Genomic DNA, 23,114 nt, shown 5'->3' with positions numbered 1-23,114 from the left:
ACCCCCGACCTCCGATCTCCGATCTCCGGCCTCAAGCCTCCGACTCTACCCATTACCTACCTCAAACGGCTTAGCTGGCGGCTAATCATGACGGTAATTAATGTTTTGCATAATAATTTGGTGTTATATTTACGTATATCGTAATTGTGATGTATTAAAACCTGAGTTATGGGGTGTTAATGCATTGGGCTGGTTCAGACATTTAAGGAGCGCTTGTGAATAAGCAGATGAGTTTGCAGGAGATTGTTGGCCAACTCCGCGATGGTATGACCATTGGTATCGGTGGTTGGGGGCCTCGCCGCAAGCCGATGGCCTTGATTCGCGCGATTCTTAATTCAGATTTAAAGGATTTGACCATCGTCTCTTATGGCGGCGCTGATGTTGGCATGCTGTGCGCGGCGGGTAAGGTGCGCAAGCTTGTGTTTGCCTTTGTCTCCCTAGATTTTATTCCCTTGGAACCCTATTTCCGCGCTGCGCGCCAGAACGGTGAGCTAGAGGTCATGGAAATTGATGAGGGCATGATGCTGCTGGGCCTGCGTGCCGCAGCCTGGGGTTGTCCGTTTATTCCGACCAAGATTGGCTTGGGCACAGACGTTATCAAGTTCAATCCCGATATTAAAGTTATCGACAGTCCCTACGATGACAAAGAGTGGGTGGCTATGCCGGCTTTGAAGTTAGACGCGGCATTGGTTCACGTTGATCGTGCGGATGTGCGCGGTGTTTGCCAAATTAAAGCACCAGATCACCATATGGATGACTGGTTTGTGCGTGCCGCTGACAAAACCTACGTGACGTGCGAAGAGATAGTCGGCGCTGAGGCGTTCGCCGATCCGGCAGAGGCGCGCTTGGTGTTTTGGGAGCGCAATTTCACCACCGGCGTCGCGGCGGTTCCGGGTGGCGCTCATCCGTCTTCATGCAGCCCCAATTACGGTTTTGATATTCCCCACTTTCAGGAATACAACGCGTCTGCCAAAGAGGGTGGCTTTGCTGCCTATTTTGATAAGTACATTAAAGACAGCAGCGAGGAAGAGTATCAGGCCAAAGTTGGCGGCTTAGATGCGATTCGTAAATTGCCACAACCCGTCTATTAATCGTCTAACAGGTGAGAGGAGAATTGATGATGAGTAAACCTGCAAGCGATTACAGTTTGGCAGAATTAATGATTTGCGCGAACGCGGCGGCTTACGAGCACGATGGCGAAGTGCTGGTGACGGGTATTGGTGTATTGCAGCGTATTGCCGCGAGCCTTGCCATGTTGACGACGAACCCCGGCATTATGATGACAGACTCTGAGGCGTGGATTTTGTCGTCTCCGAATCCGGTCGGTAAACGTCCCGATGACTTTGTGCAAATGAATGAAAACTGGATGGGCTTTAGTCGTATTTTCGACAACGTTTGGAGCGGTCGTCGTCATCTTACCGGCGGCCCAACTCAAATTGACCGCTTTGGTCAGGCTAATATTTCTGCCATGGGTGGCGACTACCAAAAGCCCAAAGTGCAAATGCTGGGTGTGCGCGGTTTTCCCGGTAACTCAATTTGTCACGCCAATAGTTATATGGTGCCAGCTCACAGTAGTCGCGTATTTATTGAAGGTGAATGCGATGTGGTGTGCACCATTGGTTTTAATCCAGAGCGCCTGCCAAAGGGCTATAGCTTCGACGAAATCGATCTGCGCTGCGTATATACCAATCTAGGTGTGTTTGATTTTAACGGCCCGAACCGGCAAATGCAGATTGTGAGTTTGCACCCCGGTGTGACCGTGGAAGAGGTTATTGCTAACACGGGCTTCGAGGTGCATGTGCCAGAAAATATTGCGACTACTGCTGCACCGACAGAAGAGCAGTTAGCGATTATCCGCCAGATTGATCCGCACAATCTGCGCAGCAAGCAGCTGAAAGATAATCCGGCGGGGGTGCGACTGTGAGTTGGACGTCGGAAGTCGGATGTCTGACGATGGTATTACGTCCGACGTCTGGCGTCAGTCCTCAGACCATGAAGCCATAGGCTGAAATCATGTCAAACCTACTTAACACCCGCATTACCGAACTCCTCGGTTGCCGCTATCCCGTTATTCAAACTGCGATGGGCTGGGTGGCCGATCCGCAATTGGTGGCAGGCACTGGCAATGCCGGTGGCTTTGGTTTTTTAGCGGGGGCAACGATTCCGCCGTCGCAAATGGAAGCCGACATTCTCAAAGTGAAGTCATTGACCGATGCGAATTTCGGCGTGAATTTTCATATGTATCAGCCTAACGCCGCCGAGATTGTTGACCTCGTTATTAAGCATAAGGTGAAGGCGGTGAGTTATTCGCGTTCACCGGGTAAGGATATGGTCGGCAAGTTAAAAGATGCTGGCGTTATTTGTATGCCGACCATTGGTCTGCCTAAACACGCAATTAAAGCGGTAGAAATGGGCGCGGATGCCGTCACTGTTCAAGGTGGCGAGGGTGGTGGCCACACCGGATCGGTGCCAACGACTTTGTTGCTACCGCAGGTTGTTGACGCAGTGGGTGCCCAAGTGCCGGTATTGGGTGCAGGTGGTTTTAAAGACGGTCGCGGCCTTATTGCTGCAATGGCCTTTGGCGCTGATGGCATCGCGATGGGAACGCGGTTTTTATTGACCAAGGAAAGCCCTGTTCCAGAGGCCACTAAACAGCGTTATTTAGAGTGCAAAAATCCAGCCGACATTATCGTTTCACAAGCGCTGGACGGTATTCAGCAGCGCATGATTCTAAACCGCTTTTTAGGTGAGTTAGAGCGCGCGGGAAATCTTAAAAAATTAGTGATTGCACTGCGCAATGGTTTGGCGTTTCGCAAATTCACTGGCGCCAGTATTTTCGGCTTACTCAAATCCGCATTGGCGATGAGTAAAGACGGCGATCTCACTCCTGCACAGGCGATTATGTCGGCCAATGCACCGATGATTATTCAAAAGGCGATGGTGGATGGACGGCCCGATGATGGCGTTTTGCCCTCCGGCCAAGTGGCCGGCGTTATCGATAAATTATTAAGTTGCGAAGAATTAATTAGCGGCCTAGTTGCTGAGGCCGAAGCACAGTTACATCGTTTGCAGTCGCAGGGGAAATAATAATGACTCAGCCTTTCTCTATAAATATTAATAACGGAATTGCCGAATTAATTTTTAATCATCCACCGGTAAATGCCTTTAATAGTGCAGGCTGGTTGGCGATAGCCGCCGAGTTAAATGCGCTGGGTGAAAACCCTGATGTGCGGGCCATTATTATCGCCGCCGAAGGGCGTGGTTTTTGCGCTGGTGTAGACATAAAAGAACTCGCAGCTAATAGCGCGATGATTACCAAAGTAAACAAAGGCAATTACGACACCTTTAAAGCGATTCACCGCAATCCCAAGCCGGTGATTGTTGCCGTGCACGGTTTTGTATTAGGCGGCGGGATTGGCATCAGCGGTGCCGCTGATGTGCTGGTTGCCTCTGAGTGCGCTACCTTTGCGGTGCCAGAAGTCGATCGCGGCGCAATGGGTGGCGGCGCGCATTTGCAGCGTATGTTCCCCGTGCAAAAAGTGCGCTACATGTACTTCACCGGCGAGCCCATCGACGCGCAGGAAGCCTATCGCTTAGGTGCTGTTGAAAAGGTTGTGCCGCGTGAACAGCTATTAGATACCGCCCGCGACATCGCCCGTAAAATCGCCGCGAAATCACCCCGCATGGTGCAACTTGCCAAAGAAGCATTGAACGGCATTGAAGACGGCAATCTTGAAGATAAATATCGCTGGGAGCAGGGCTTTACCCAAGAGGCCTATGCGGATCCTGATTCGCAGGAAGCCAAAGATGCATTTGTGGAAAAGCGTGATGCGAAATTTTGATTGGCAAGTCAGGCGTCTGACGTCAGACGTCCGACGCGCACCTTAACAAAGTATAAACGCGGTATTGGACATCAACATGCAACTTGAATATACCCAAGAACAAACCGAATTCCGCGCCGAAGTTCGCGCTTGGCTTGCAGCCAATGTGCCTGCTGAGCCCTTGAAGTCTTTCGATACCGAAGAAGGATTTCAGCAGCACCGCGAGTGGGAGGCGAAGCTCTACGAAGGCCGTTGGGGCATGATTACTTGGCCAGAGGAAATGGGTGGCCGTGGTGCCGATTTGCTGCAATGGCTGATTTTTGAAGAAGAGTATTACGCAGCGCGCGCACCGCTGCGCGTAAATCAAAACGGCATATTCCTGCTCGGGCCAACTCTTATGGAATATGGCAGCGACGAGCAGAAGAAGCGGTTTTTAACTGGTATGGCAACAGGTAAAGACATCTGGTGCCAAGGCTGGTCTGAACCCAATGCAGGCTCTGATATGGCAGCGATTCGTTCGACTGCGACGCTGAGCGAAGACGGTTCTCATTACGTGATTAACGGCCAGAAAACATGGTCTACCCGCGCAGTTTGGGCTGATTGGTGTTTTGGTATGTTTAGAACAGATCCATCATCCGAGCGCCACAAAGGGCTCACTTTTATTTTGGTGCCGCTGGAGTCGGAAGGCATTACCGTTCGTCCGATTCCCCAGCTCGATGGCTTGCCCGGATTTGCAGAAATATTTTTCGACAATGTAAAAGTGCCCGTCGATTGCCGTCTAGGTGGTGAAGGCGAAGGTTGGAATGTGGCCATGGCAACCGCTGGATTTGAGCGCGGTCTTATGCTGCGTTCGCCTGCGCGTTTTCAAGAAACCGCAAAGCGCTTAGTGAATTTATACAAGGCCAATCAAGAGAGTGCAGACCAAGACCCCTCTGTTCGCGATGCGGTGCTGCGTGCTTATCTAGATGCAGAAGCCTATGCGCTAACGACCTATCAAACTGCCTGTCGCTTAATGCAGGGCGGCAAGATTGGTGCGGAAGCATCCACGAATAAAATATTTTGGTCAGAGCTTGATCAACAAATGCATGGTCTGGGATTGAAAATTTTAGGTGCACGAGCGGAGCTAGTGCCGCACGCGCCCGATGCCGGTGATGTAGGGACGTGGTTGGACGGATGGTTGTTCTCTCAGTCGGGGCCGATTTATGCCGGGACCAATGAGATACAACGCAACATTATCGCAGAACGTCTGTTAGGTATGCCGAGGAAATGATCTTTTCACCGCATAGCGGCGTTGAAATCGTGCTCAGTCGGTCACGTATTGCATATACGCTCCCTTCTTCCGCGCGATTTCGCCTTGCTCTGCAGCGAAAATATTTACTGAAGGGAACGCAGCGATCTTTTTGCGCGCTGGCTGCGTTAAAAATGTGCTCGGTTGGTCACGTATTGAATATACGCTCCCGTTCTGCGCGAATTTTGGTTTTGGATCGCAGCGATCTTTTTGCACGCTGGCTGCGTTAAAAATGTGCTCGGTTGGTCACGTATTAAATATACGCTCCCGCCCTGCGCGCATTTTTGCCTTGCCAGCGCACAAAAAACTGCGCTGCTTGGTTCGGTAGAGAGAAATTAAAAATTAATTTTGGGTTGTCTCAGTTTCTTGACGAGCGCTCGGAGAATGATTTATGGATTTTACATTTAGCGAAGACCAGTTGCTGTTCCAAGAATCAGTGCGTGATTTTCTGATTAACGAGGTCACGCCGGAATCAATTCGTGCGGCTTGGCAAACGGAGTCTGGTCGCAGTGATGCGCTGTGGCAGCAGTTTGTCGAGATGGGCTTAACTGGAATCACTGTTCCCGAGGCGCATGGCGGTTTGGGTATGAATGAGTTGGATTTTATTTTGCTGGCGCAGGAGGCAGGCTACGTTGCTTTGTCTGAGCCGCTGGTTCACAGCGCGCTGGTAGCTGTGCCGACCATTATAAAAATTGGAAATTCGTCATTTGCTGAGCAGTGGCTGCCAAAAATTGCGAGCGGCGAAGCGAAAGTAATTGTCGGTTTAGAAATTAATAATTTAGTTGAAGATGCTCACATTGCCGACCTTTTAATTCTTGAAAAAGCTGGTGCGGTTTACGCGGTGGAGGGGAGTGCGGTTACGCTGCGCTATAACGAGTCTATTGATTTGGGTCGTAAATTATTTGCTGTCGAGTTTGATGTAAATGCAGCACATAAATTAGCTGAGGGTGAACAGGCGAAGGAGCTTGTTCAATTTGCGCTAAATCGTGGTGCCCTAGCGGCTGCCGCACAGGCGCTTGGCGTTGCCCAGCGGATGATTGATATCTCGGTGCAGTACACCAGCGACCGCAAGCAGTTTGGTGTTGCCATCGGCAGCTTCCAAGCCGTTAAGCATCATATGGCTAATATCGCTTACAAGTTGGAATACGCAAAAACACCGGTTTATCGCGCTGCTTACGCATTAGCAAATAATTTATCTAGCGCCTCGCAAAACGTAAGTCACGCCAAAGTGGTTGCCTGTGAAGTAGCGGACTTGGCGGCTAAAAACAGCATTCAAGTTCACGGTGCCATGGGTTACACCTGGGAAGTGGATTTACATATTTTCATGAAGCGCGCATGGGCACTAAATAGTAGTTACGGCACCGCAGGTTTTCACAAGCAGCGTATTGCGGAGTATGTGTTTAGTGATGAAGCGAAGTTAGGGGCGGGGAATACGTTTGCGGCATAGCTTATTAGTCTGGCGTCAGGTGTCAGATGTCGGACGACCAACACAGCCCGATCAGTATTGAATAAAGCACCAGACATCAGACATCCGACGTCTGACCAAAAAACAGAGGATTTAACATGGCAGAAGCATACATCGTAGACGCAATCCGCAGCCCTACCGGGCGCCGTAAAGGCGGTCTTGCTCATGTGCACGGTGCTGATTTAGGCGCGCATGTTTTAAAGGCTATCGTTGAGCGCAATGGTATTCCCGACAATGAATATGACGATGTCATCTTTGGCTGTGTCGATACCGTTGGCCCTTTGGCCGGTGATATTGCTCGCAGTGCATGGTTGGCAGCGGGGCTCTCGCAAGAAGTGCCGGGCACGACGATTGATCGGCAGTGTGGTTCTTCTCAGCAATCCGTACATTTTGCGGCGCAGGCGATTATGTCTGGCTGTATGGATGTGGTGGTTGCCGGCGGCGTGCAAACCATGACGCAGATTCCTATTTCCTCAGCGATGACGTTGGCTGCGCCGCTGGGATTTAGCGATCCGTTTTCTGGCTCGACTGGCTGGGTAGAGCGTTATGGTGCAGAGCCACCAACGCAATTTAAATCTGCGCAGATGATTGCCGATAAGTGGAATTTATCGCGCAAGGATTTGGAATTATTTTCTTATGAATCTCATCAGCGTGCATTGAAGGCGATAGCTGAAGGTCGGTTTGATCGGGAGATTGTTCCCTACGGCGATGTGCTTATGGACGAAACGCCACGAAATTCCAGCTTAGAAAAAATGGCGGAATTAGATTATTTATTTGGCTGCGACAAAGTCACTGCGGCGGTTTCTAGCCAAACCTGCGATGGATCAAGCGCGGTCTTGGTCGTAAGCGAAGCTGCATTAAAGCGCTATAACTTAACACCACGCGCGCGAATTCATCATATGAGTGTGCGAGCTGATGATCCAATTTGGATGCTAACAGCCCCCATTTCTGCAACCGAATACGCATTGAAGAAAGCGGGCATGTCATTGCAAGACATCGACCTAGTTGAGATAAATGAAGCCTTTGCTTCAGTGGTATTGGCATGGCTAAAAGAAACGGCTTACGACCACGCAAAAACCAATGTCAACGGCGGTGCCATCGCACTCGGTCATCCACTCGGCGCAACCGGCACCAAATTAATGACGACCTTATTACACGAACTTGAGCGCACCGGTGGTCGCTATGGTCTGCAGACCATGTGCGAAGGCGGCGGTCAGGCGAATGTAACAATAATTGAGAGGCTTTAGTCGGACGACGGACGTCTGACTTCAGACACCAGACGTCCGACTAATCAGTTAAACGAGGAATAACAATAATGGGAATTTGTAATAACAGAGTGGTGATTATCACCGGAGCCGGCGGCGGCCTAGGCGCTGCACATGCAAAGGTATTTGCTGCTGAGGGCGCCTCGGTTGTAGTGAATGATATTAACGAAGCGGCTGCGCAAAAAGTGGTAGATGAGATTACCGCCGCCGGTGGTAAGGCCGTGGTGAACACCTCAGACATTACTAATTACGATGATAGTTTAAATGCGGTGAAGCAGGCTATCGACACCTTTGGTGACCTTCATATTGTGCTGAACAATGCCGGGGTAAACCGCGACCGTATGTTTGCTTCTATGACTGAGGCCGAGTGGGACACCATTATGGCCGTGCATTTGAAGGGGCATTTTTGTATTACTTCACACGCGGTGCATTACTGGCGGGCTAAGTCTAAAGAGGGCAAGCCTGTTGATGCGCGCATAATTAACACCACTTCGGGTGCTGGTTTGCAGGGCTCGATTGGGCAATCAAATTACGCGGCGGCTAAGGCGGGCATCGCAGCCTTAACCTTAAATCAGGGTGCTGAGCTTGCCCGCTACGGTATTACTGCGAATGCGGTTGCACCTGCAGCACGTACCAACATGACCACGGCAGTGGAAGAAATGGCGACGCGTATGGCCAAGCCTGAAGACGGCAGCTTTGATTTTTGGGCGCCGGAGAATGTGTCCTCTTTATTAGTGTGGCTTGGCAGTGTCGAGTCTGCTCATGTCACCGGCTGTGTGTTTGAGGCAGAGGGCGGAAAAATCTCCCTGGCTGACGGTTGGCGCAAAGGCCCCGAGGTCGATAAGGGCGCTCGTTGGGAGCCTGCGGAGGTTGGTGAAGCGGTAAAAACCCTTTTTGCGGAGGCGATTCCCGCTCAGAAAGTGTATGGTAGTTGATTTTATTCTTTGACGTTTACATCAGGAGAATCGCGACCATGAAAGCCCCTTTAATTGCAGCCACCGTGTTAGCTATTGCATCTAGTTCGGCATTTGCAGGCGGTGTTGCCTTCCGCTTTGGTGATGACAGCTTTGGCGTGTCGTTTGCCGGTGATCTGAGTGCAGAAAGCAGCGCGCAACTGGATTGGCTTCACCATGAAGATGACGCAGATATGGTGGCACTGGGACTGTTTGCTAATGGCCAGCGCGGCGCGCTGACCGGACGGGTTGGTGCCAAAGCTATTGGTCTTGAAGTTGACGAACCTGATGTGAGTGGTGGTGCAGTGGCCTTTGGTGGTGATTTGAGCTTGCCGCTAAATGACATTCTTCGCTTGCGCGGCGGTCTGTATTACGCGCCGGATACCACGGGGTTTGGCGATATAGAAGGCTATGAAGAGTGGTCGGTGAGTGCGGAGTTTACGATTTTCCAAAACTCCGCCATACAGATTGGCTACGGCAATATGGAATTTGACGCTGAAGGCGGCGAATTTGAGTTTGAAGACGGCGTCTTCGTACGTTTGCAACTGCGGCTATAAGTTGTGGTAGGCCGGTGGCACGCAAGGTGCCACTGGCTGTGTAAATACGAAGATGGCTGTCTAATTCGGAGACAGTATGGAATTCGCATTTACACAAGAACAAGAAATGATTCGCGACACGGCGGCGTCTTTTCTTAAAGACGCCTCCACTAGCGCCGCTATTCGCAGCGCTATGGCAAGCGACCTCGGTTACTCCCCCGATCTATGGCAGCGCATCTGCATTGATATGTACTGGCAGGCCTTGCATATTCCAGAAGAGTACGGCGGCATGGGCTTAGGCTATGTCGAGCTGGTCGCAGTGCTGGAGCAAATGGGCCGCTATCTGCTGTGCTCTCCCTACCTTGCCACCGTGGCAATGGCTACCAACGCCTTATTGATCGCCGGTACTGACGATCAAAAAACTGAGATTCTTCCGCAGCTTATTGAAGGTAAAACCGCCACCCTCGCTTTTAACGGCGGCAGCAATCTGTGGAATGCCGAAGCCATAACGGCGACTTACCGGCGCGATGGGAATGATCTTATTCTTAACGGCCAGTATCGCTATGTGCTCGATGGCCACAGCGCCGATTATTTAATTATTGCCGCGCGCGAAGAGGCTAGTAGCGGCGAGAACGGTGTAAGTCTATTTGTCTGCCCCGCCGATACCGATGGCATTCAGCGCAGTCTATTGCCGACCATGGATCAGAGCCGGCGCCAAGCGGCTATCGAATTAACTGATCTGCGCTTGCCCGCTGAGAGTGTAATGGGTGAGCTCGGAACAGCCGCAAAAGCCTTATCGAAAATACTAGATCTCGCCACCATTGCTTTGGCGGCAGAGCAAGCTGGCGGCATGCAGCAAATTTTAGATATCACGGTGGATTACACCAAGAACCGCAGTCAATTTGGTCGCTCAATCGCTGGTTTCCAAGCCATAAAGCACAAAGCGGCTGACATGATGCTGCGCAATGAAGTCGCGCGTTCAGCGGTCTACTACGCCGCCTGCATTGCGGATGATGCACTCAGCGCAGGCCCCTTAGCGGATGAGCTAGCCGAGGCCGCGAGTATTGCAAAATGCTATTGCTCAGAAGCGTATTTCAAAAACGCGGGCGAAGCCCTACAAATGCACGGCGGCGTCGGATTTACCTGGGAATACGATGTGCATTTATATTTTAAACGCGCAAAAGCGAGCGAACACTTTTTAGGTAATAGCAGCTATCACCGTGAGCGAGTAGCGGGAGGCTTACTTGATTAGTCGGAATTCGGAAGTCGGATGTCTGAGGTCGGAAGTCGGACGATGACTCTGAACATAGCCTTTACCTCCGACGTCAGACACCCGACATCCGACTGGCGATTTAATATGACAAGCGGTAGACGCAGGGGAAGCCATTTTTTGCGTCTTCCATCTCCCGTCCAGCATAAAGCGAGCATTGCATCATGAAACTACAATTCAGTCCCGAAGATGAACAATTCCGCGCCGAAATTGCCGCGTGGCTCGCTGACAATTTGGTGGGCGAATTCGCTCAATTAAAATTTCGTGGTGGTCCCGGCGATGAGCATATGTTTCCGGAGGAGCGTAAAAAGTGGGAGCGTAAATTAGCTGAAGGCGGTTGGAGCTGTGTGGGGTGGCCGAAGGAGTACGGTGGTCGCGGTCTGTCGATTGAGCAGCAAGTTATTTTCTTTGAAGAGTATGCTCGTGCCGGTGCGCCGGGGCGCATGGGGCATATTGGCGAAGGTCTTGCGGGGCCGACTTTAATCGCCTTCGGCAGCGAAGAGCAAAAGCAAAAGTATCTGCCGGGTATTTTGGCGGGCACTGAATTTTGGTGTCAGGGCTATTCCGAGCCGAGCGCCGGTTCGGATTTGGCAAATGTAAAAACGAAGGCGCGGTTTGACGAGGCCAAGGGTAAGTGGATTATCAATGGCCAAAAAGTTTGGACTTCATTGGCCCACGAATCTGAATACTGCTTCGTGATTGCCAGAACCGATCCCGAATCAAAAGCCCATAAGGGCCTAGGTTTTTTCTTGATAAAAATGGATCAGCCCAATGTTACGGTTAGGCCCATAGAACAAATCACCGGCACTTCAGAATTTAACGAAGTCTTTTTTGACGATGCAGAATGTGACGCAGATGACATTGTTGGCGAACCGGGCGACGGCTGGAAAGTGGCGATGGGCTTGCTGGGCTATGAGCGCGGTGTATCGACCCTTGGTCAGCAAATGGCCTTTCAAAATGAATTAAACGAAGTGGTGGCATTGGCAAAGAAAAATGGTGCCGCCAAAGATCCTGTTATTCGTCAGCGAATTGCCGATGCACATATTGGCCTAAAAATTATGCGTTACAACAGCATGCGCATGCTGTCGGGCAATAGTGGCGACGGCAGCCTGCAAAAAGAAGCGCTGATTTATAAATTGTACTGGGCAACTTGGCACCGAAACCTCGGTGAGTTAGCGATGGATATCTTAGGTGCCGAGGCCGATATTTTGCTCGACGCACCCTATGAATTAAGTCGTTTGCAGTCGCTATTCCTATTTACCCGTTCAGATACGATCTACGGCGGCACCAACCAAATTCAGCGCAATATTATTGCCGAGCGCGGCTTGGGAATGCCTAAGGAGTTGAGGCCGTAGTCGTACGGGAGACGCTTAACGGGAGACGGCAGATGCTAATTCAAAACCCTATCGATGTTGCCTTTGTGTTTTCCGTCTCTCGTCCAGCGTAGGTAACTATAACGAATTTAAAAGTATGATTAATTTTTCAGAAAATACCGGTGTCGAGAAATACTGCGTTTTTTGCTCAGCATCTCCCGTCTCCCGTCAAGCATACAGCCAAGCATTAAGCGGAGAAAATAATGAACATCAAAGTCCCAGAATACGTTCAAGGCCACGGTCTTTTAAAAGCTAAGTCCGTTCTTATTACCGCTGCGGCGGGGGCGGGTATTGGTTTTTCAGCTGCGCAACGCGCTATTGAGGAAGGTTGTCGCGGCATTGTGATTAGCGATATTCATGAGGGGCGTTTGGCAGCGTCGGTTGAAAAGCTGAAGGCAGAAACTGGCTGCGAACAGGTTTATGGCAAGGTCGGTAATGTCGCGGTAGAAGAAGACGTGCAGGCCTTGATTAACACCGCAGAAGAGTTGCTTGGTGGTGTTGATATATTAATTAATAACGCCGGCTTGGGTACGACGAAGTTACTCATCGAGATGGAAGACCCCGAGTGGAATAAGGTTATCGACGTTACCCTTAACGGCACCATGCGTATGACCCGCTACATGATGAAAGTGATGAAGCAGCGTGGGCACGGCGTGATTGTGAATAACGCTTCTGTACTGGGTTGGCGGGCGCAAAAAGAACAGGCTCACTACGCCGCTGCTAAGGCGGGTGTTATGGCGCTTACGCGCTGCGCAGCATTAGAAGCGGCAGACTTTGGAGTGCGTATCAACGCCGTGGCGCCGTCCTTGGCGGTACACGCCATGCTGAAAAAATCTGCACCAGAGGAACTGCTGGCTGAATTGGAAAGCCGCGAAGCCTATGGTCGCGGCGCCGAAGTGTGGGAAGTAGCAAATATCATGATGTTCCTCGCTTCGGATTATTCCAGTTATATGACGGGCGAAATAGTGAGTTGCTCGTCACAGCGAGCCTAATGAACGGGAGATGCTAGACGGGAGACGGAAAACGCGAGAGAAGTAGGTTTAGCGTCTCCCGTCTTCCGTCCAGCGTGTTGGACTAATTAGTGTCGTGCGCCACGACGCATAAATAAAATTCATACAGGAATCAAAATAATGAAAGAAGCCGTTATCGTTTCAACCGCACGCACCGGAATGGGAAAATCTTTTCGCGGCGCATTAAATAATACCGAAGCTCCCGCAATGGGCGGTCACGTTGTTCGCGCGGCGGTAGAGCGGGCGGGTATTGATCCCGCCTCGGTGGAGGATGTTATTTTTGGTGCAGCTGCGCAGCAGGGTACGCAGGCTTACAATCTCGGTCGCCTGTGTGCGGTGGCGGGTGGCTTGCCTGACAGCGTGCCGGGTATGGCGATAGAGCGCCAGTGCTCCTCTGGCTTGATGTCGATTGCCTGGGCAGCAAAATCCATTATGTGTAATGAAATCGATATTGCGGTTGCCGGTGGTCTTGAGTCTATTTCTTTGGTGCAGACCAAACATAAAAACAGTTACCGCAATGTGTCGCAAACGGTGTTGGATATTGATCCCACTGCTTATATTCCAATGATAGAAACCGCCGAGATAGTGTCAGATCGCTACGGTATAAGCCGCGAAGCGCAGGACATCTATTCATTGCAAAGCCAGCAGCGTGTTGCGGCGGCGCAGCAGGCGGGTTTGTTTAGCGCAGAGATTGTGCCCTTTGCCACCAGTATGTCGGTATTTAATAAGGATACGAAAGAAACGACTTTCAAGGATGTGATCTTAGAAAGCGACGAGTGCAATCGCCCGAGTACCAGTTTAGAAAGTCTCGCTTCTTTGGAGCCGGTATTTAAAGACGGTCAGTGGGTTAAACAGGGCCGCTTTATTACCGCTGGTAACGCGTCGCAATTGTCAGACGGTGCGTCGGCCTGTGTGGTCATGGACAGAAAATTGGCTGAGCAAAAAGGTTTGTCGCCCCTCGGTATTTATCGCGGCATGGCGGTGGCAGGTTGCAAGGCTGACGAGATGGGCATTGGCCCTGTGTTCGCCATTCCCAAATTGCTAAAACGTGCCGGTTTAAAAGTGGATGATATTGGTCTGTGGGAATTGAACGAAGCCTTTGCCTGCCAGGTAATTTATTGTCGCGATCAATTGGGCATCGATAACGACAAGCTAAATGTGAATGGCGGTTCGATTGCTATCGGTCATCCCTTTGGTATGAGTGGTGCGCGGATGGTGGGTCACGCATTGATTGAAGGAAAGCGCCGTGGTGTTAAATATGCGGTAGTGACAATGTGTATTGGTGGCGGTATGGGGGCGGCAGCCTTGTTTGAAATCGCCTAAGTTAGATCGGGCAGACTTAAATCTGCCCGAGTTCTTTTGCGGTTAAATACACCCGCAAATCAAATTCCTTCTGGTGGTAGTCGGGTAGCATATAAGTACAAAGTTTATAGAAGGCTTTGTTGTGATCTTGCTCTTTTAAATGAGCGAGTTCGTGCACTACAATCATTTCTAAAAATTCTGGCGCTGCGTCTTTAAATAAGGACGCAATGCGAATTTCTTTCTTGGCTTTGAGCTTGCCGCCTTGGATTCGCGATACCGCAGTGTGTAAACCCAGTGCACGGTGGGTAAGGTCGAGTCGGTTATCGAATAGCACCTTATCTATTTGCGGTGCGCTGCGAAGGTTTTCCTGCTTAATTTTATTTACATAGCTATACAGCGCTTTGTCACTCTGGATCGTGTGGGTGTTGTCGTAGCGCTGCTTTATGTAATGTCCTAAGCCTTGGTCGTCAATCAGCTTTCGTACCTGATTTAAGAGTTGCTCAGAATAGCCCTGTAAATATTTAAGGCGAAGCGAATTTGCTTCCTTGCTCATTGTTTGGTTTCCAGTGCAGATGCCGGCAAGCCAAATACTTTGTCGAAGGCCCAGGTAAAAACAATGGCGTAAATGAAAAAGGTGAGTAGTAAACCAATTTCCGCCAGCAAAGCCTGCCACAGACTGATGCTCAGCCAATATGCAGTCAGTGGCACCAATACCAGCACCAAACCGCCTTCAAAACCCGCGCCGTGAACCAAGCGCCGCTGCCAAGAACGGCCTTTAGTGGTTTGCTTCTTCTCCCAGCGTTCGAATAAGGCATTGAACACATAATTCCAACTTAAGGCGATTGTTGCCATAAGCACTGACAGCGGCAGTGTGGAGGATACCTCTGCATCAAAGGCAAAGCTAAGTATGGGGGTAACCATAGCAACGGCTCCTATCTCGTAGAGCAGGGCTTGGCATACACGGCGACTGGTGGGGCTCATGACTAGGCTTCGTGACGAGTGGGTGATTTACAAGATCGCTATGGTAGCTGATTTGAGCAAGAACTGCCGAGTGCTTGTGAGCACGCAGTAAGTAACGGCGCTGGCATTATGATATTGCGTATATCCAATAGATATACTAGAATGTGTATCTATTGGATATACGGAGGTTTGTGCCATGTCTAAATCCGCACCGATTAATATGAGGGTTGAGCCGAGTCAGCATGCTTTGTTGACCAAAGCCGCTGCGCTTTTGAATAAGGACAGAAGTGCCTTCATTCTCGATGTTGCTTGTCGTGAGGCACAAAACGTATTGCTGGATCAGCGTCTATTTCAACTTGATGAGGACGATTTTGCTGCGTTTGAGCAGGCTTTGGCAGCCCCGATTCCTGAAAATGCCGCATTGAAAGCATTATTGAAAGAGCCGTCTCCTTGGGAAAGTTAATTGCGCCTACATTGCTGAGCGCAGAGCATAATACGAGTGGCTTTTGTTGCGGCATTAGTGTCTTAGACGACTGGCTCACTAAGCGTGCGCTTAAAAATCAAAGTAGTGGGGCCAGCAAGACGTTTGTAATCTGTGAGTCTGATTCAACAGTAATAGGGTTTTATGCGCTGGCTACCGGTAGTGTTGAAAGGGGGCTAGCGACAAGTGGTTTATCCCGCCAAATGCCTGACCCAATACCGGTGATTATCCTCGGTCGTTTAGCAGTTGATGAAAAATTTAAGAGCAGAAACCTAGGTGCGTCATTACTCAAAGACGCGATACTGAGGACGCTTTATATAGCAGATAGCGTCGGTGTGCGAGGCTTGCTGGTTCACGCCATTTCTGAAGAAGCGAAGCGATTCTATTTAAAATATGGGTTTAAAGAATCGCCGTTGGAGCCTATGACTTTGATGATTTCGATGAAGTCTTTAAAGCAACATTTATAGGGGTTTTATCAGGTAGGTGGCTGATCTTGGCAAAGTCATCGCTTTGATAAATTTGAATAAACTATTATGCAGTTTGCTCTTCTTTTAGTTTTTTCCTAACCCCCATCAGCATTTTGCCAAAGATATTTTCTCCCCGCATATCGCGACCGCTACCCCAGAAATAGTCGTATTGGCTGACGTTTTTAATTTCTTGTTCGTCAGAGTCTAGTAGCAATTTCGCTACGTCTGCGTGGGTACGACATTTTATGTAGGTCGCTCGGGTCATATAGGTGACACTGCTTTTTTTCCAATCCTTGCGGCGCGAGAATTTTTTGCTTTTGCCGAGCTTTGCTGCATCAGCAGGATGCGCCGCCAAGCGAATTTGTTCGCGATAGGCGGCGTCATCAAATTTCATAGCTTGGTAATAGTGTTCCACAGAAGGCCACTCGAATCCGTCTAATTCAAAGGCATGCTTAGAGTAAGATGCCAGTGGGTGACTAGGGTCTTCTCGCGTTAGGGTGAGGAGTGGAGCATCATTTTTGTCCAAAAACATAGGGCCTTTCCAAATACTGAGGAGACAGAGTAAATATTATATAGGCATTCTGTCTGGATTAGTTGGTCAATGCCTTTGATGATTTAGTCATCTAGTTAAAGTGATTTGTCGTAATGATCTACTTAATTCGTCGTTGGGCAGTATTACTTACCCTTTTTAATAAAGAAGATGTAGGCTTACGCTGAGTATTTCGCTTCATTCTTGATTGTGTATAAGTTAGTGGCGACAGCCAATTATTAGCGAGCATCTTAATAGAGATATGAAAAATGCAAGAAATGATCATTCTTCACCACTACGACAATTCACCTTATGCGGAAAAAATTCGTTTAATGTTTGGTTTGACGAATATGTCGTGGTCTTCCCTGCTTTCACCCGCATGGCCACCTAGGCCAAACCTTGATCCCTTAACCGGCGGATACCGTCGAATCCCTGTTGCGCAGATTGGTGCTGACATTTTTTGTGATACAGCGTTAATTGCGCAAGAAGTGGCGAGACTAAGTGGCAGCGCCGCTCTTGATCCTACTGCGGTGGATGGTCGCGCACTTGAACTGATGAAGCAAGCTGAGGGACAGGCTTTTTTTGCGGCAATTGCTACGGTACCGCCACTGCGCTTGCTTACCACCATGATGAAAGGTTTTGGACCAATCGGAACGTATCGTTTTATAAAAGACCGTGTTTCTCTATTGAAGGGTGGAACGAGCAGGCCACCTAAAGGCGACAAGGCAAAGGTAGTGATGGAATCTCTGTTTTATGCTCTTGAGGGAAGCTTGGCTGAAAGTGCATGGGTGGGCGGCGATAGTCCTTCTGTTGCAGATTTAGCGGTATACCATCCTTTGTGGTTGCATGTTAGCTGTAACCGGAAACCGCTAGAGGCCAGCCAAAAAATACAGCAATGGTATAGCCGAGTAGAAAATATTGGTCACGGCACGCGCAGCGAAATCACTCAGGCTGATGCCTTTAATGCCGCAAGGCAGGCGGAGCCGCGTGCCTTGCCTGCCAGTATAAAAGATACCCCTGTTGCCATTGGTTCGGCGGTTCAGGTTGCGCCATCAGACTATGGTCTTGTGCCCGTAGCGGGAACACTGACGGCCTTGACCGAGAATCGTATTATTGTTGCTCGGCAAACTAGCGATTTTGGGCTGTTGCATATCCACTTTCCCCGCGCCGGCTATTCTATCGTCGCCAAATGATTAAAGCGGGCCTTTATGGGCCCGCTTTAATGAAGGCTTATATGTCAGCGACGCTAAATATTATTTATGCGTTGCTATGGTGGGCGACATAGGCAGTGATAAATGCCGCCTCTTGAAAGCCTTTTAGCTCAGTGTCTGCAAAGGGGATGTGCAAGGGATTGTCTGCCAGTGCAGCTTTGGCCTGTGAGGAGCTAAGTAAAATAACTTCGATATCGGCTAGGAGTTGTATTGCGGCCTCAAGTTTAAAACTGACTGCGCCGCCCGCGAACTTTCCCTTTGGCAGGCGACCTTTGATGGCGACTTTATCGACTTTGTAATCCCGCATAAGTTGGGCAAAGGCGGTTTGAAATTGTTTTAAGTCGTCGCGGCTGTGTTCTTTGGGGAGGCTTAGTTTACGCACTCGGCAATCTGGGATATTAAATTGCTGACCTTCTAAATTGAGTAAGCAGATGACGGCATCGTTGCCGGTGAGTTCTACGCCGCAAATTCTCATGGTGATTCCTTGTTAGTGCAGGCTGATGTGGTGTTGGTAAAAATTTTTAAAAATGCGTTTTTAAATGATAGTGACTTCAGTTTTTTGCGAAACAGTTTTGGCGCCGGTACGTTCAATAATCTTTATTAGGGCTGATTGAATAACGTCGTTCTCCCGCACGTCGGCGGTATTACTGAATCGTTCTGTCATTGGTTCAGCGCCTTCTTCGAATATCAAAGTAACCGTTACTTCAGTGGCTAGATCGGCGTTTTTGCCGTGGTATTCAATAGCAATTTTTGGGTAGCCCTGATCCCCCATTTTAACTCTTTTGCTAATGCGCTTTTTAGACTTGTCTAAATTCATATTGTTGTCTCACGCTGGGGGATTTTAAAAAAGTTTAGGTGCCGCAAAAAGTTTGTAACACCTGTTCATTCGGTTTTGCCGGTCTGGCGTATGCAAGTTTGGCGGGGTCGAATATATGCGGTGCTTCGAGTACGTCTACTAATTGATTAAAGTAGCTGAAGTCGCCGTGCTGCTCGGCGGCGACAATGGCCTCGTGCACTAAGTGGTTGCGCGGAATAAAAACAGGATTCGCCTTAAACATAAGGGTTTGGCGTTGCTCTGGGGTGAGGGTGTCCTCTTTTAAACGCTGGCGCCATTGTTGTAACCACGGCGTAAAGCTGTCGTTAAAATCGAAAAGTTCGCGAATACTATTATTGATGCAGGCGGCTTCGTTGCTGAGTTCGGCAAGGCGTCTAAAGCACAGTGTGAAGTCGGCTTTTTCTTGCTGCATTAATTTGAGCAGGTCTTGATAGAGCGCGTCATCCGATTCTGTAAAATTATTTAGCCCCAGTTTGTTTTTAATAATGTTTTGGTAAGCGCTTAGGAATAAATCCGGAAAGGCATCTAGCGCTTGCTGGGCTAGGGCAACGGCGCTGTCTTCATTCGCGTCTGCGCTATTATCTAAAATCGCTAACAGTGCTTGGGCAAGCTGGGCCAAATTCCAGTGGGCGATGCCCGGCTGGTTGCCATAGGCGTAACGGCCATTGTGGTCGATGGAGCTGAATACGGTGGCGGGGTCGTAGTTTTCCATAAATGCGCAGGGGCCGTAGTCTATGGTTTCCCCGCAGAGCAGCATATTGTCGGTGTTCATGACGCCGTGAATAAAGCCGATGGATTGCCATTGGGCAATGAGGCTGGCCTGCCGTGCGACAATTTCATTGAGCATAGCCAAGATTGAATTGTCGGCCTGTGCCGCCTCTGGGAAGTGACGCTGTATTACATAATGACTTAATTCATGTAGGGCTTCGGTGTCGCGTCGAGCCGCAAAAAATTGCATGGTGCCAACGCGAATATGGCTTTGGGCAACGCGACTAAATACCGCGCCGGGCAAGGCTTGGTCGCGAAATACCATCTCTCCCGTGCACACGGCGCCAAGGGCGCGGGTGGTGGGCACCTTTAATGCCGTCATTGCCTCGCAAAGAATATATTCGCGCAGCACCGGTCCCAATGGTGACTTGCCGTCACCGCCACGTGAGTATGGTGTGCGCCCTGAGCCTTTTAATTGCCAGTCGTAGCGTGTGCCACTGTCGGCAATGAGTTCACCGAGTAAAACCGCACGACCGTCACCTAGCTGTGGATTCCAGCCGCCAAATTGATGGCCGGCATACACGGTGGCGATTGGTTCTGCACCATCTGGAATATGATTGCCCGCCATAGTGGCAATGCCCTCAGGCGATGCCAGCCACTGCGGGTCTATGCCTAGGCTGCTCGCAAGGTGATGATTGACCCGAATGAGCGCGGGTGTCGGTACGGTGGCAGGGGCTTGTGGGCTGTAAAATCGATCCGCTTGTTTTACATAGCTATTGTCAAAAGTGGGGCTGTTTGCGGAAGTCATGGCATGGCCTGCATAAAACGGTAAGACAATTCAGGTAGGTTTGTTATACCTCCTATTTGGGGCGATTGTACATGAATCGGCTGCACCTCGCGGCGCTTAGGCAGATAATCTAACCGTGTAAAGTGCGATGTTTTGGGTGTTTTACTTGGTGCTGGGGTGAAAACCGCGACGCAGCGCGACAGACCAAGTAAAATTGCGCGCTGTGGCTGTATTAAATAATGAATCGGTTCATGTCAGCTGGGCGTGGACACGCAGCGTCGTTTTAAAAGGGTTTTAGCGCTATGCCTTGGTTTGCACGTGTATTTTTTGTGTTATGTCGGATCTTATCCGCGCCGTTTCTTGCCGGTATTAAACCAAAGCTGGTGCAGTTTGATGAATCTTTGCACGAGCAATTAGATGCCAAGCCTGTGTGCTATGTGCTTAGGCAGCATAGCTGGACTGATCGGTTTTTATTAGAGCGGGTTTTTAAAGCTCATAATTTGCCCTTATTACGCGCAAGCCCAGGGAAGTTACCGGACAGCGAACGCGCTGCATGTTTGTATCTACCGGTATTGAGCGGTCAGCGCGGCGGCTCCCGTGGCGAGAAAACGATGGCTGCCTTGATTGCGCAGGCCGCCGATGGCAGCTATCCCCTGCAAATTGTGCCGGTGTCGGTGTTTTGGGGGCGCGATCCTGGCAGCGAAACCTCTTTCTTCAAATTGTTATTAGGTGATGGTGAGCGGGCCGGCGCGTTTCGCAAGCTCATGGTTATTCTAGTGCAGCGTCGCAATGTGCTTATTCATATTGCGCAGCCCGTGCGCTTCAGTACCTTTGTTGCCCGCAAGCAAGATCCGGTGGCGGCAGCGGCGGTGATGGCACGGATGTTGTCGTTTTATTATTCTCGCCGTAAAACCGCCAGTCTTGGCCCTAGCTTATTATCGCGTCAGCAGATTATTGATGTGGTTTTGCGTAGACAGGCGGTGCGTGACGCCATTGCCGAAGAGCAGGTCGCGGCCATTACCAAACCGGAGGTGGTGAATAAGCAGGCTCGCAAAATGGCGGAAGAAGTCGCCGCTAATTTTGATGGTCGGATGATTCGCGCACTAGAGCTGATCTTAACTTGGGCATTTCGAAAGATATTTTCCGGTTTAAAAATTCACCATATAGATCGCCTGCGGGAGACCGCAAATAGCCGGCAATTAATTTATATGCCGTCCCATCGCAGTCATTTTGATTACCTGCTTATTTCTTACACGCTTTATGTGCAGGGCTTGGTGCCGCCGCATATTGCCGCTGGGGTGAATTTAAATTTTTGGCCTGTGGGTGGTTTGTTACGCCGAGGTGGAGCCTTTTATATTCGCCGCAGTTTTGGTGGGCAAAAATTATATTCTGCAGTGTTTAAATCATATTTAGATGTGTTGCTGGGACGTGGGTATCCCGTTGAGTTTTTCCCAGAGGGTGGCCGCAGCCGCACGGGGCGTTTGCTGCCGCCGAAAAAAGGCATGCTGAAAATGACTGTGGAAAGTTTTATTCAGCAGCCTGGGCGCAAAGTGGCGTTAGTGCCGATCTACGTGTGCTACGACAAATTGGTAGAGAGTGCCTCCTATGTCAAAGAGTTGCGTGGTGCAGCTAAGCAAAGTGAGTCGGCGGGTGGCTTGTTAAAGGCGCGGAAGATTTTTAAGTCCTCCTACGGTAGCCCGCATGTAGCATTTGGTCAGCCTATTAGTTTGGATGAATGTTTTAGTCACATCGAGCCGGATTGGCGTAAACGCACCCAAGCCGGCGACCATTCCTTTGTTCCTGCGGTGATTGATTATATTGCCCAGGAAAATATGGAACGTATCAATGCGGCGGCGGTGGTAAACCCTATTGGTTTGGTCGCCATGATATTGCTTTCTAGCCCGCAGCGGGCGATGGCAGAAGATGAGCTGCTGCTGCAGATAGATCACTTTATTGCCATTCTGCGCCGCCTCCCATACAGCCCAGATATTACACTGCCAGAAGGCAGCGCCAAGGAAATACTTGAACAGGCGGCGCGCACGGCTGGGCTTTCTCGAATTGATCACCCTTGGGGGCCGATTATTACGGCCACCGGTAAAGAAGCGGTGATGCTAACGTATTACCGCAATTCGGTTATGCATGTTCTGGCCTTGCCAAGCTTGATTGCGCGGTTTTTCCGCCACAGTCAAACCGTCAGCGAAGCGGATTTAATTGAAGGCTGTACCTTGCTATATCCCTTTGTAAAAAATGAACTGTTCTTGCGCACCAAGATTGACGATTGCGCAGAGGCGGTCAAGGAGCAGATTAATAATTTGGTTGCTCTTAATTTACTGTCGCGCAATGACGATAGCGCTAGTCTGAGTCGCGCCAATGTTGGCACCGAAGGCTATGCAGTATTGACGGGCTTGGGGCGAATTCTCCGCGAGACCTTCGAGCGCTACACCATTACCAGCTTGCTGCTAGTGCAGGATATTTCTGAGGTGGCGGCACTGCGGGATGATGTGGAGCAGAACACTATTGAAATGGCCCAGCGTTTGGCTATTTTAAGTGGCCGTGAGGCACCGGAATACTTCGATAAAAACCTCTTCCGCGGCTATATCGATACCCTGATTCAGCAGGGCTTGCTGTTGGCTGACGAGCAGGAGGCGGGCGAATTTTTACGGGTAGATAAGCGTTTAGAAGCGTTTTCTCAACGCTGGGTCGCCTTGCTGGGGCCGGATGTTCAGCAGAGCATGCAGCAGTTGATTCGCAAGCCGGTGATGAATTAAGGGGGGTGATTCGCGGGCATTCTTAGATCGTTATACTCGGCTACGACCGAGTATCCATGTGAGCGGCAGCGAATGCCTTTAGCGT

The 23,114-nt window shown here is 50.1% G+C and carries 23 protein-coding genes; 17 read left to right on the top strand and 6 right to left on the bottom strand.

What is annotated here, in order from left to right; all coding sequences use genetic code 11:
* Positions 1 to 215 precede the first annotated feature (215 nt).
* The 13 genes from C0068_RS19310 (at position 216) to C0068_RS19245 (ending at position 14,304) form a co-directional block, all read left to right on the top strand.
* Entirely contained in the window at positions 216 to 1,091 is an 876-nt protein-coding gene (locus tag C0068_RS19310; RefSeq protein ID WP_103686099.1) for a CoA transferase subunit A, read from the top strand.
* A 26-nt stretch (positions 1,092 to 1,117) separates the two neighbouring features.
* Positions 1,118 to 1,924, top strand: coding sequence for a CoA-transferase subunit beta (locus C0068_RS19305; RefSeq protein WP_233208877.1), 807 nt, complete (start codon positions 1,118 to 1,120; stop codon positions 1,922 to 1,924).
* Positions 1,925 to 2,013: 89 nt separating this feature from the next.
* A complete protein-coding gene (locus tag C0068_RS19300; RefSeq protein ID WP_103686097.1) occupies positions 2,014 to 3,087 on the top strand; it encodes an NAD(P)H-dependent flavin oxidoreductase in 1,074 nt (357 codons plus the stop codon).
* A 2-nt stretch (positions 3,088 to 3,089) separates the two neighbouring features.
* Positions 3,090 to 3,842: an enoyl-CoA hydratase family protein gene (locus C0068_RS19295; protein WP_103686096.1), complete on the top strand. Its 753-nt coding sequence runs from the start codon at positions 3,090 to 3,092 to the stop codon at positions 3,840 to 3,842.
* A gap of 76 nt (positions 3,843 to 3,918) precedes the next feature.
* Positions 3,919 to 5,091 (top strand): acyl-CoA dehydrogenase, encoded by a 1,173-nt coding sequence (locus tag C0068_RS19290; RefSeq protein ID WP_103686095.1) that lies wholly within the window; start codon positions 3,919 to 3,921, stop codon positions 5,089 to 5,091.
* 409 nt (positions 5,092 to 5,500) lie between these two features.
* Complete coding sequence (locus C0068_RS19280; protein ID WP_103686093.1) at positions 5,501 to 6,556, top strand: acyl-CoA dehydrogenase family protein; 1,056 nt, start codon at positions 5,501 to 5,503, stop codon at positions 6,554 to 6,556.
* A gap of 116 nt (positions 6,557 to 6,672) precedes the next feature.
* Positions 6,673 to 7,821 carry an acetyl-CoA C-acetyltransferase gene (locus C0068_RS19275; protein ID WP_103686092.1) on the top strand — a complete coding sequence of 383 codons (1,149 nt, stop codon included), beginning with the start codon at positions 6,673 to 6,675 and terminating at the stop codon, positions 7,819 to 7,821.
* Positions 7,822 to 7,889: 68 nt separating this feature from the next.
* Positions 7,890 to 8,774: an SDR family oxidoreductase gene (locus C0068_RS19270; RefSeq protein WP_103686091.1), complete on the top strand. Its 885-nt coding sequence runs from the start codon at positions 7,890 to 7,892 to the stop codon at positions 8,772 to 8,774.
* A 38-nt stretch (positions 8,775 to 8,812) separates the two neighbouring features.
* Positions 8,813 to 9,349, top strand: a complete 537-nt coding sequence (locus C0068_RS19265) for a YfaZ family outer membrane protein (protein WP_103686090.1) — start codon at positions 8,813 to 8,815, stop codon at positions 9,347 to 9,349.
* 76 nt (positions 9,350 to 9,425) lie between these two features.
* The gene (locus tag C0068_RS19260; RefSeq protein WP_103686089.1) at positions 9,426 to 10,580 is read left to right on the top strand and encodes an acyl-CoA dehydrogenase family protein; all 1,155 of its coding nucleotides are present in this window, start codon (positions 9,426 to 9,428) and stop codon (positions 10,578 to 10,580) included.
* A gap of 182 nt (positions 10,581 to 10,762) precedes the next feature.
* Complete coding sequence (locus tag C0068_RS19255; protein WP_103686088.1) at positions 10,763 to 11,953, top strand: acyl-CoA dehydrogenase family protein; 1,191 nt, start codon at positions 10,763 to 10,765, stop codon at positions 11,951 to 11,953.
* Positions 11,954 to 12,174: 221 nt separating this feature from the next.
* Positions 12,175 to 12,963: an SDR family oxidoreductase gene (locus C0068_RS19250; RefSeq protein ID WP_199176244.1), complete on the top strand. Its 789-nt coding sequence runs from the start codon at positions 12,175 to 12,177 to the stop codon at positions 12,961 to 12,963.
* Positions 12,964 to 13,101: 138 nt separating this feature from the next.
* A complete protein-coding gene (locus C0068_RS19245; protein ID WP_103686087.1) occupies positions 13,102 to 14,304 on the top strand; it encodes an acetyl-CoA C-acyltransferase in 1,203 nt (400 codons plus the stop codon).
* Positions 14,305 to 14,320: 16 nt separating this feature from the next.
* Here the strand turns inward: C0068_RS19245 and C0068_RS19240 are convergent, their stop codons facing one another.
* Positions 14,321 to 14,836, bottom strand: coding sequence for a M48 metallopeptidase family protein (locus tag C0068_RS19240; RefSeq protein WP_103686086.1), 516 nt, complete (start codon positions 14,834 to 14,836; stop codon positions 14,321 to 14,323).
* Positions 14,833 to 15,264, bottom strand: coding sequence for a PACE efflux transporter (locus C0068_RS19235; RefSeq protein WP_103686085.1), 432 nt, complete (start codon positions 15,262 to 15,264; stop codon positions 14,833 to 14,835). The genes C0068_RS19240 and C0068_RS19235 overlap by 4 nt, the downstream gene beginning before the upstream one ends.
* A gap of 175 nt (positions 15,265 to 15,439) precedes the next feature.
* Between C0068_RS19235 and C0068_RS19230 the strand changes: the two genes are divergently transcribed.
* Positions 15,440 to 15,706, top strand: coding sequence for a type II toxin-antitoxin system TacA family antitoxin (locus C0068_RS19230; RefSeq protein WP_103686084.1), 267 nt, complete (start codon positions 15,440 to 15,442; stop codon positions 15,704 to 15,706).
* Positions 15,694 to 16,191 (top strand): GNAT family N-acetyltransferase, encoded by a 498-nt coding sequence (locus C0068_RS19225; protein WP_103686083.1) that lies wholly within the window; start codon positions 15,694 to 15,696, stop codon positions 16,189 to 16,191. The genes C0068_RS19230 and C0068_RS19225 overlap by 13 nt, the downstream gene beginning before the upstream one ends.
* Before the next feature lie 64 nt (positions 16,192 to 16,255).
* Here C0068_RS19225 and ybiA read toward each other — a convergent pair whose 3' ends face one another.
* On the bottom strand, positions 16,256 to 16,723 hold the full coding sequence (gene ybiA / locus C0068_RS19220; RefSeq protein ID WP_103686082.1) for a riboflavin biosynthesis intermediates N-glycosidase: 468 nt from the start codon (positions 16,721 to 16,723) through the stop codon (positions 16,256 to 16,258).
* A 266-nt stretch (positions 16,724 to 16,989) separates the two neighbouring features.
* Here ybiA and C0068_RS19215 point away from each other — a divergent pair, with 266 nt between their 5' ends.
* Positions 16,990 to 17,913 carry a glutathione S-transferase family protein gene (locus tag C0068_RS19215; RefSeq protein WP_103686081.1) on the top strand — a complete coding sequence of 308 codons (924 nt, stop codon included), beginning with the start codon at positions 16,990 to 16,992 and terminating at the stop codon, positions 17,911 to 17,913.
* 64 nt (positions 17,914 to 17,977) lie between these two features.
* Here C0068_RS19215 and C0068_RS19210 read toward each other — a convergent pair whose 3' ends face one another.
* The 3 genes from C0068_RS19210 to C0068_RS19200 are packed head-to-tail and all read right to left on the bottom strand — an operon-like array spanning position 17,978 to position 20,282.
* A complete protein-coding gene (locus C0068_RS19210) occupies positions 17,978 to 18,406 on the bottom strand; it encodes a DUF3010 family protein (protein WP_103686080.1) in 429 nt (142 codons plus the stop codon).
* Positions 18,407 to 18,466: 60 nt separating this feature from the next.
* Positions 18,467 to 18,748 carry a hypothetical protein gene (locus C0068_RS19205; RefSeq protein ID WP_103686079.1) on the bottom strand — a complete coding sequence of 94 codons (282 nt, stop codon included), beginning with the start codon at positions 18,746 to 18,748 and terminating at the stop codon, positions 18,467 to 18,469.
* A gap of 34 nt (positions 18,749 to 18,782) precedes the next feature.
* A complete protein-coding gene (locus C0068_RS19200; protein ID WP_103686078.1) occupies positions 18,783 to 20,282 on the bottom strand; it encodes a protein adenylyltransferase SelO in 1,500 nt (499 codons plus the stop codon).
* Positions 20,283 to 20,563: 281 nt separating this feature from the next.
* Here C0068_RS19200 and plsB point away from each other — a divergent pair, with 281 nt between their 5' ends.
* Positions 20,564 to 23,029 carry a glycerol-3-phosphate 1-O-acyltransferase PlsB gene (gene plsB / locus C0068_RS19195; RefSeq protein ID WP_103686077.1) on the top strand — a complete coding sequence of 822 codons (2,466 nt, stop codon included), beginning with the start codon at positions 20,564 to 20,566 and terminating at the stop codon, positions 23,027 to 23,029.
* Positions 23,030 to 23,114 lie beyond the last annotated feature (85 nt).

Origin of the sequence: Zhongshania marina, from assembly GCF_002915595.1 — a bacterium.
Taxonomy (GTDB): Bacteria; Pseudomonadota; Gammaproteobacteria; order Pseudomonadales; family Spongiibacteraceae; genus Spongiibacter; species Spongiibacter marinus_B.
The sequence above is the reverse complement of the archived record's forward strand: the minus strand, read 5'-3'. Positions and strand labels throughout refer to the sequence as shown.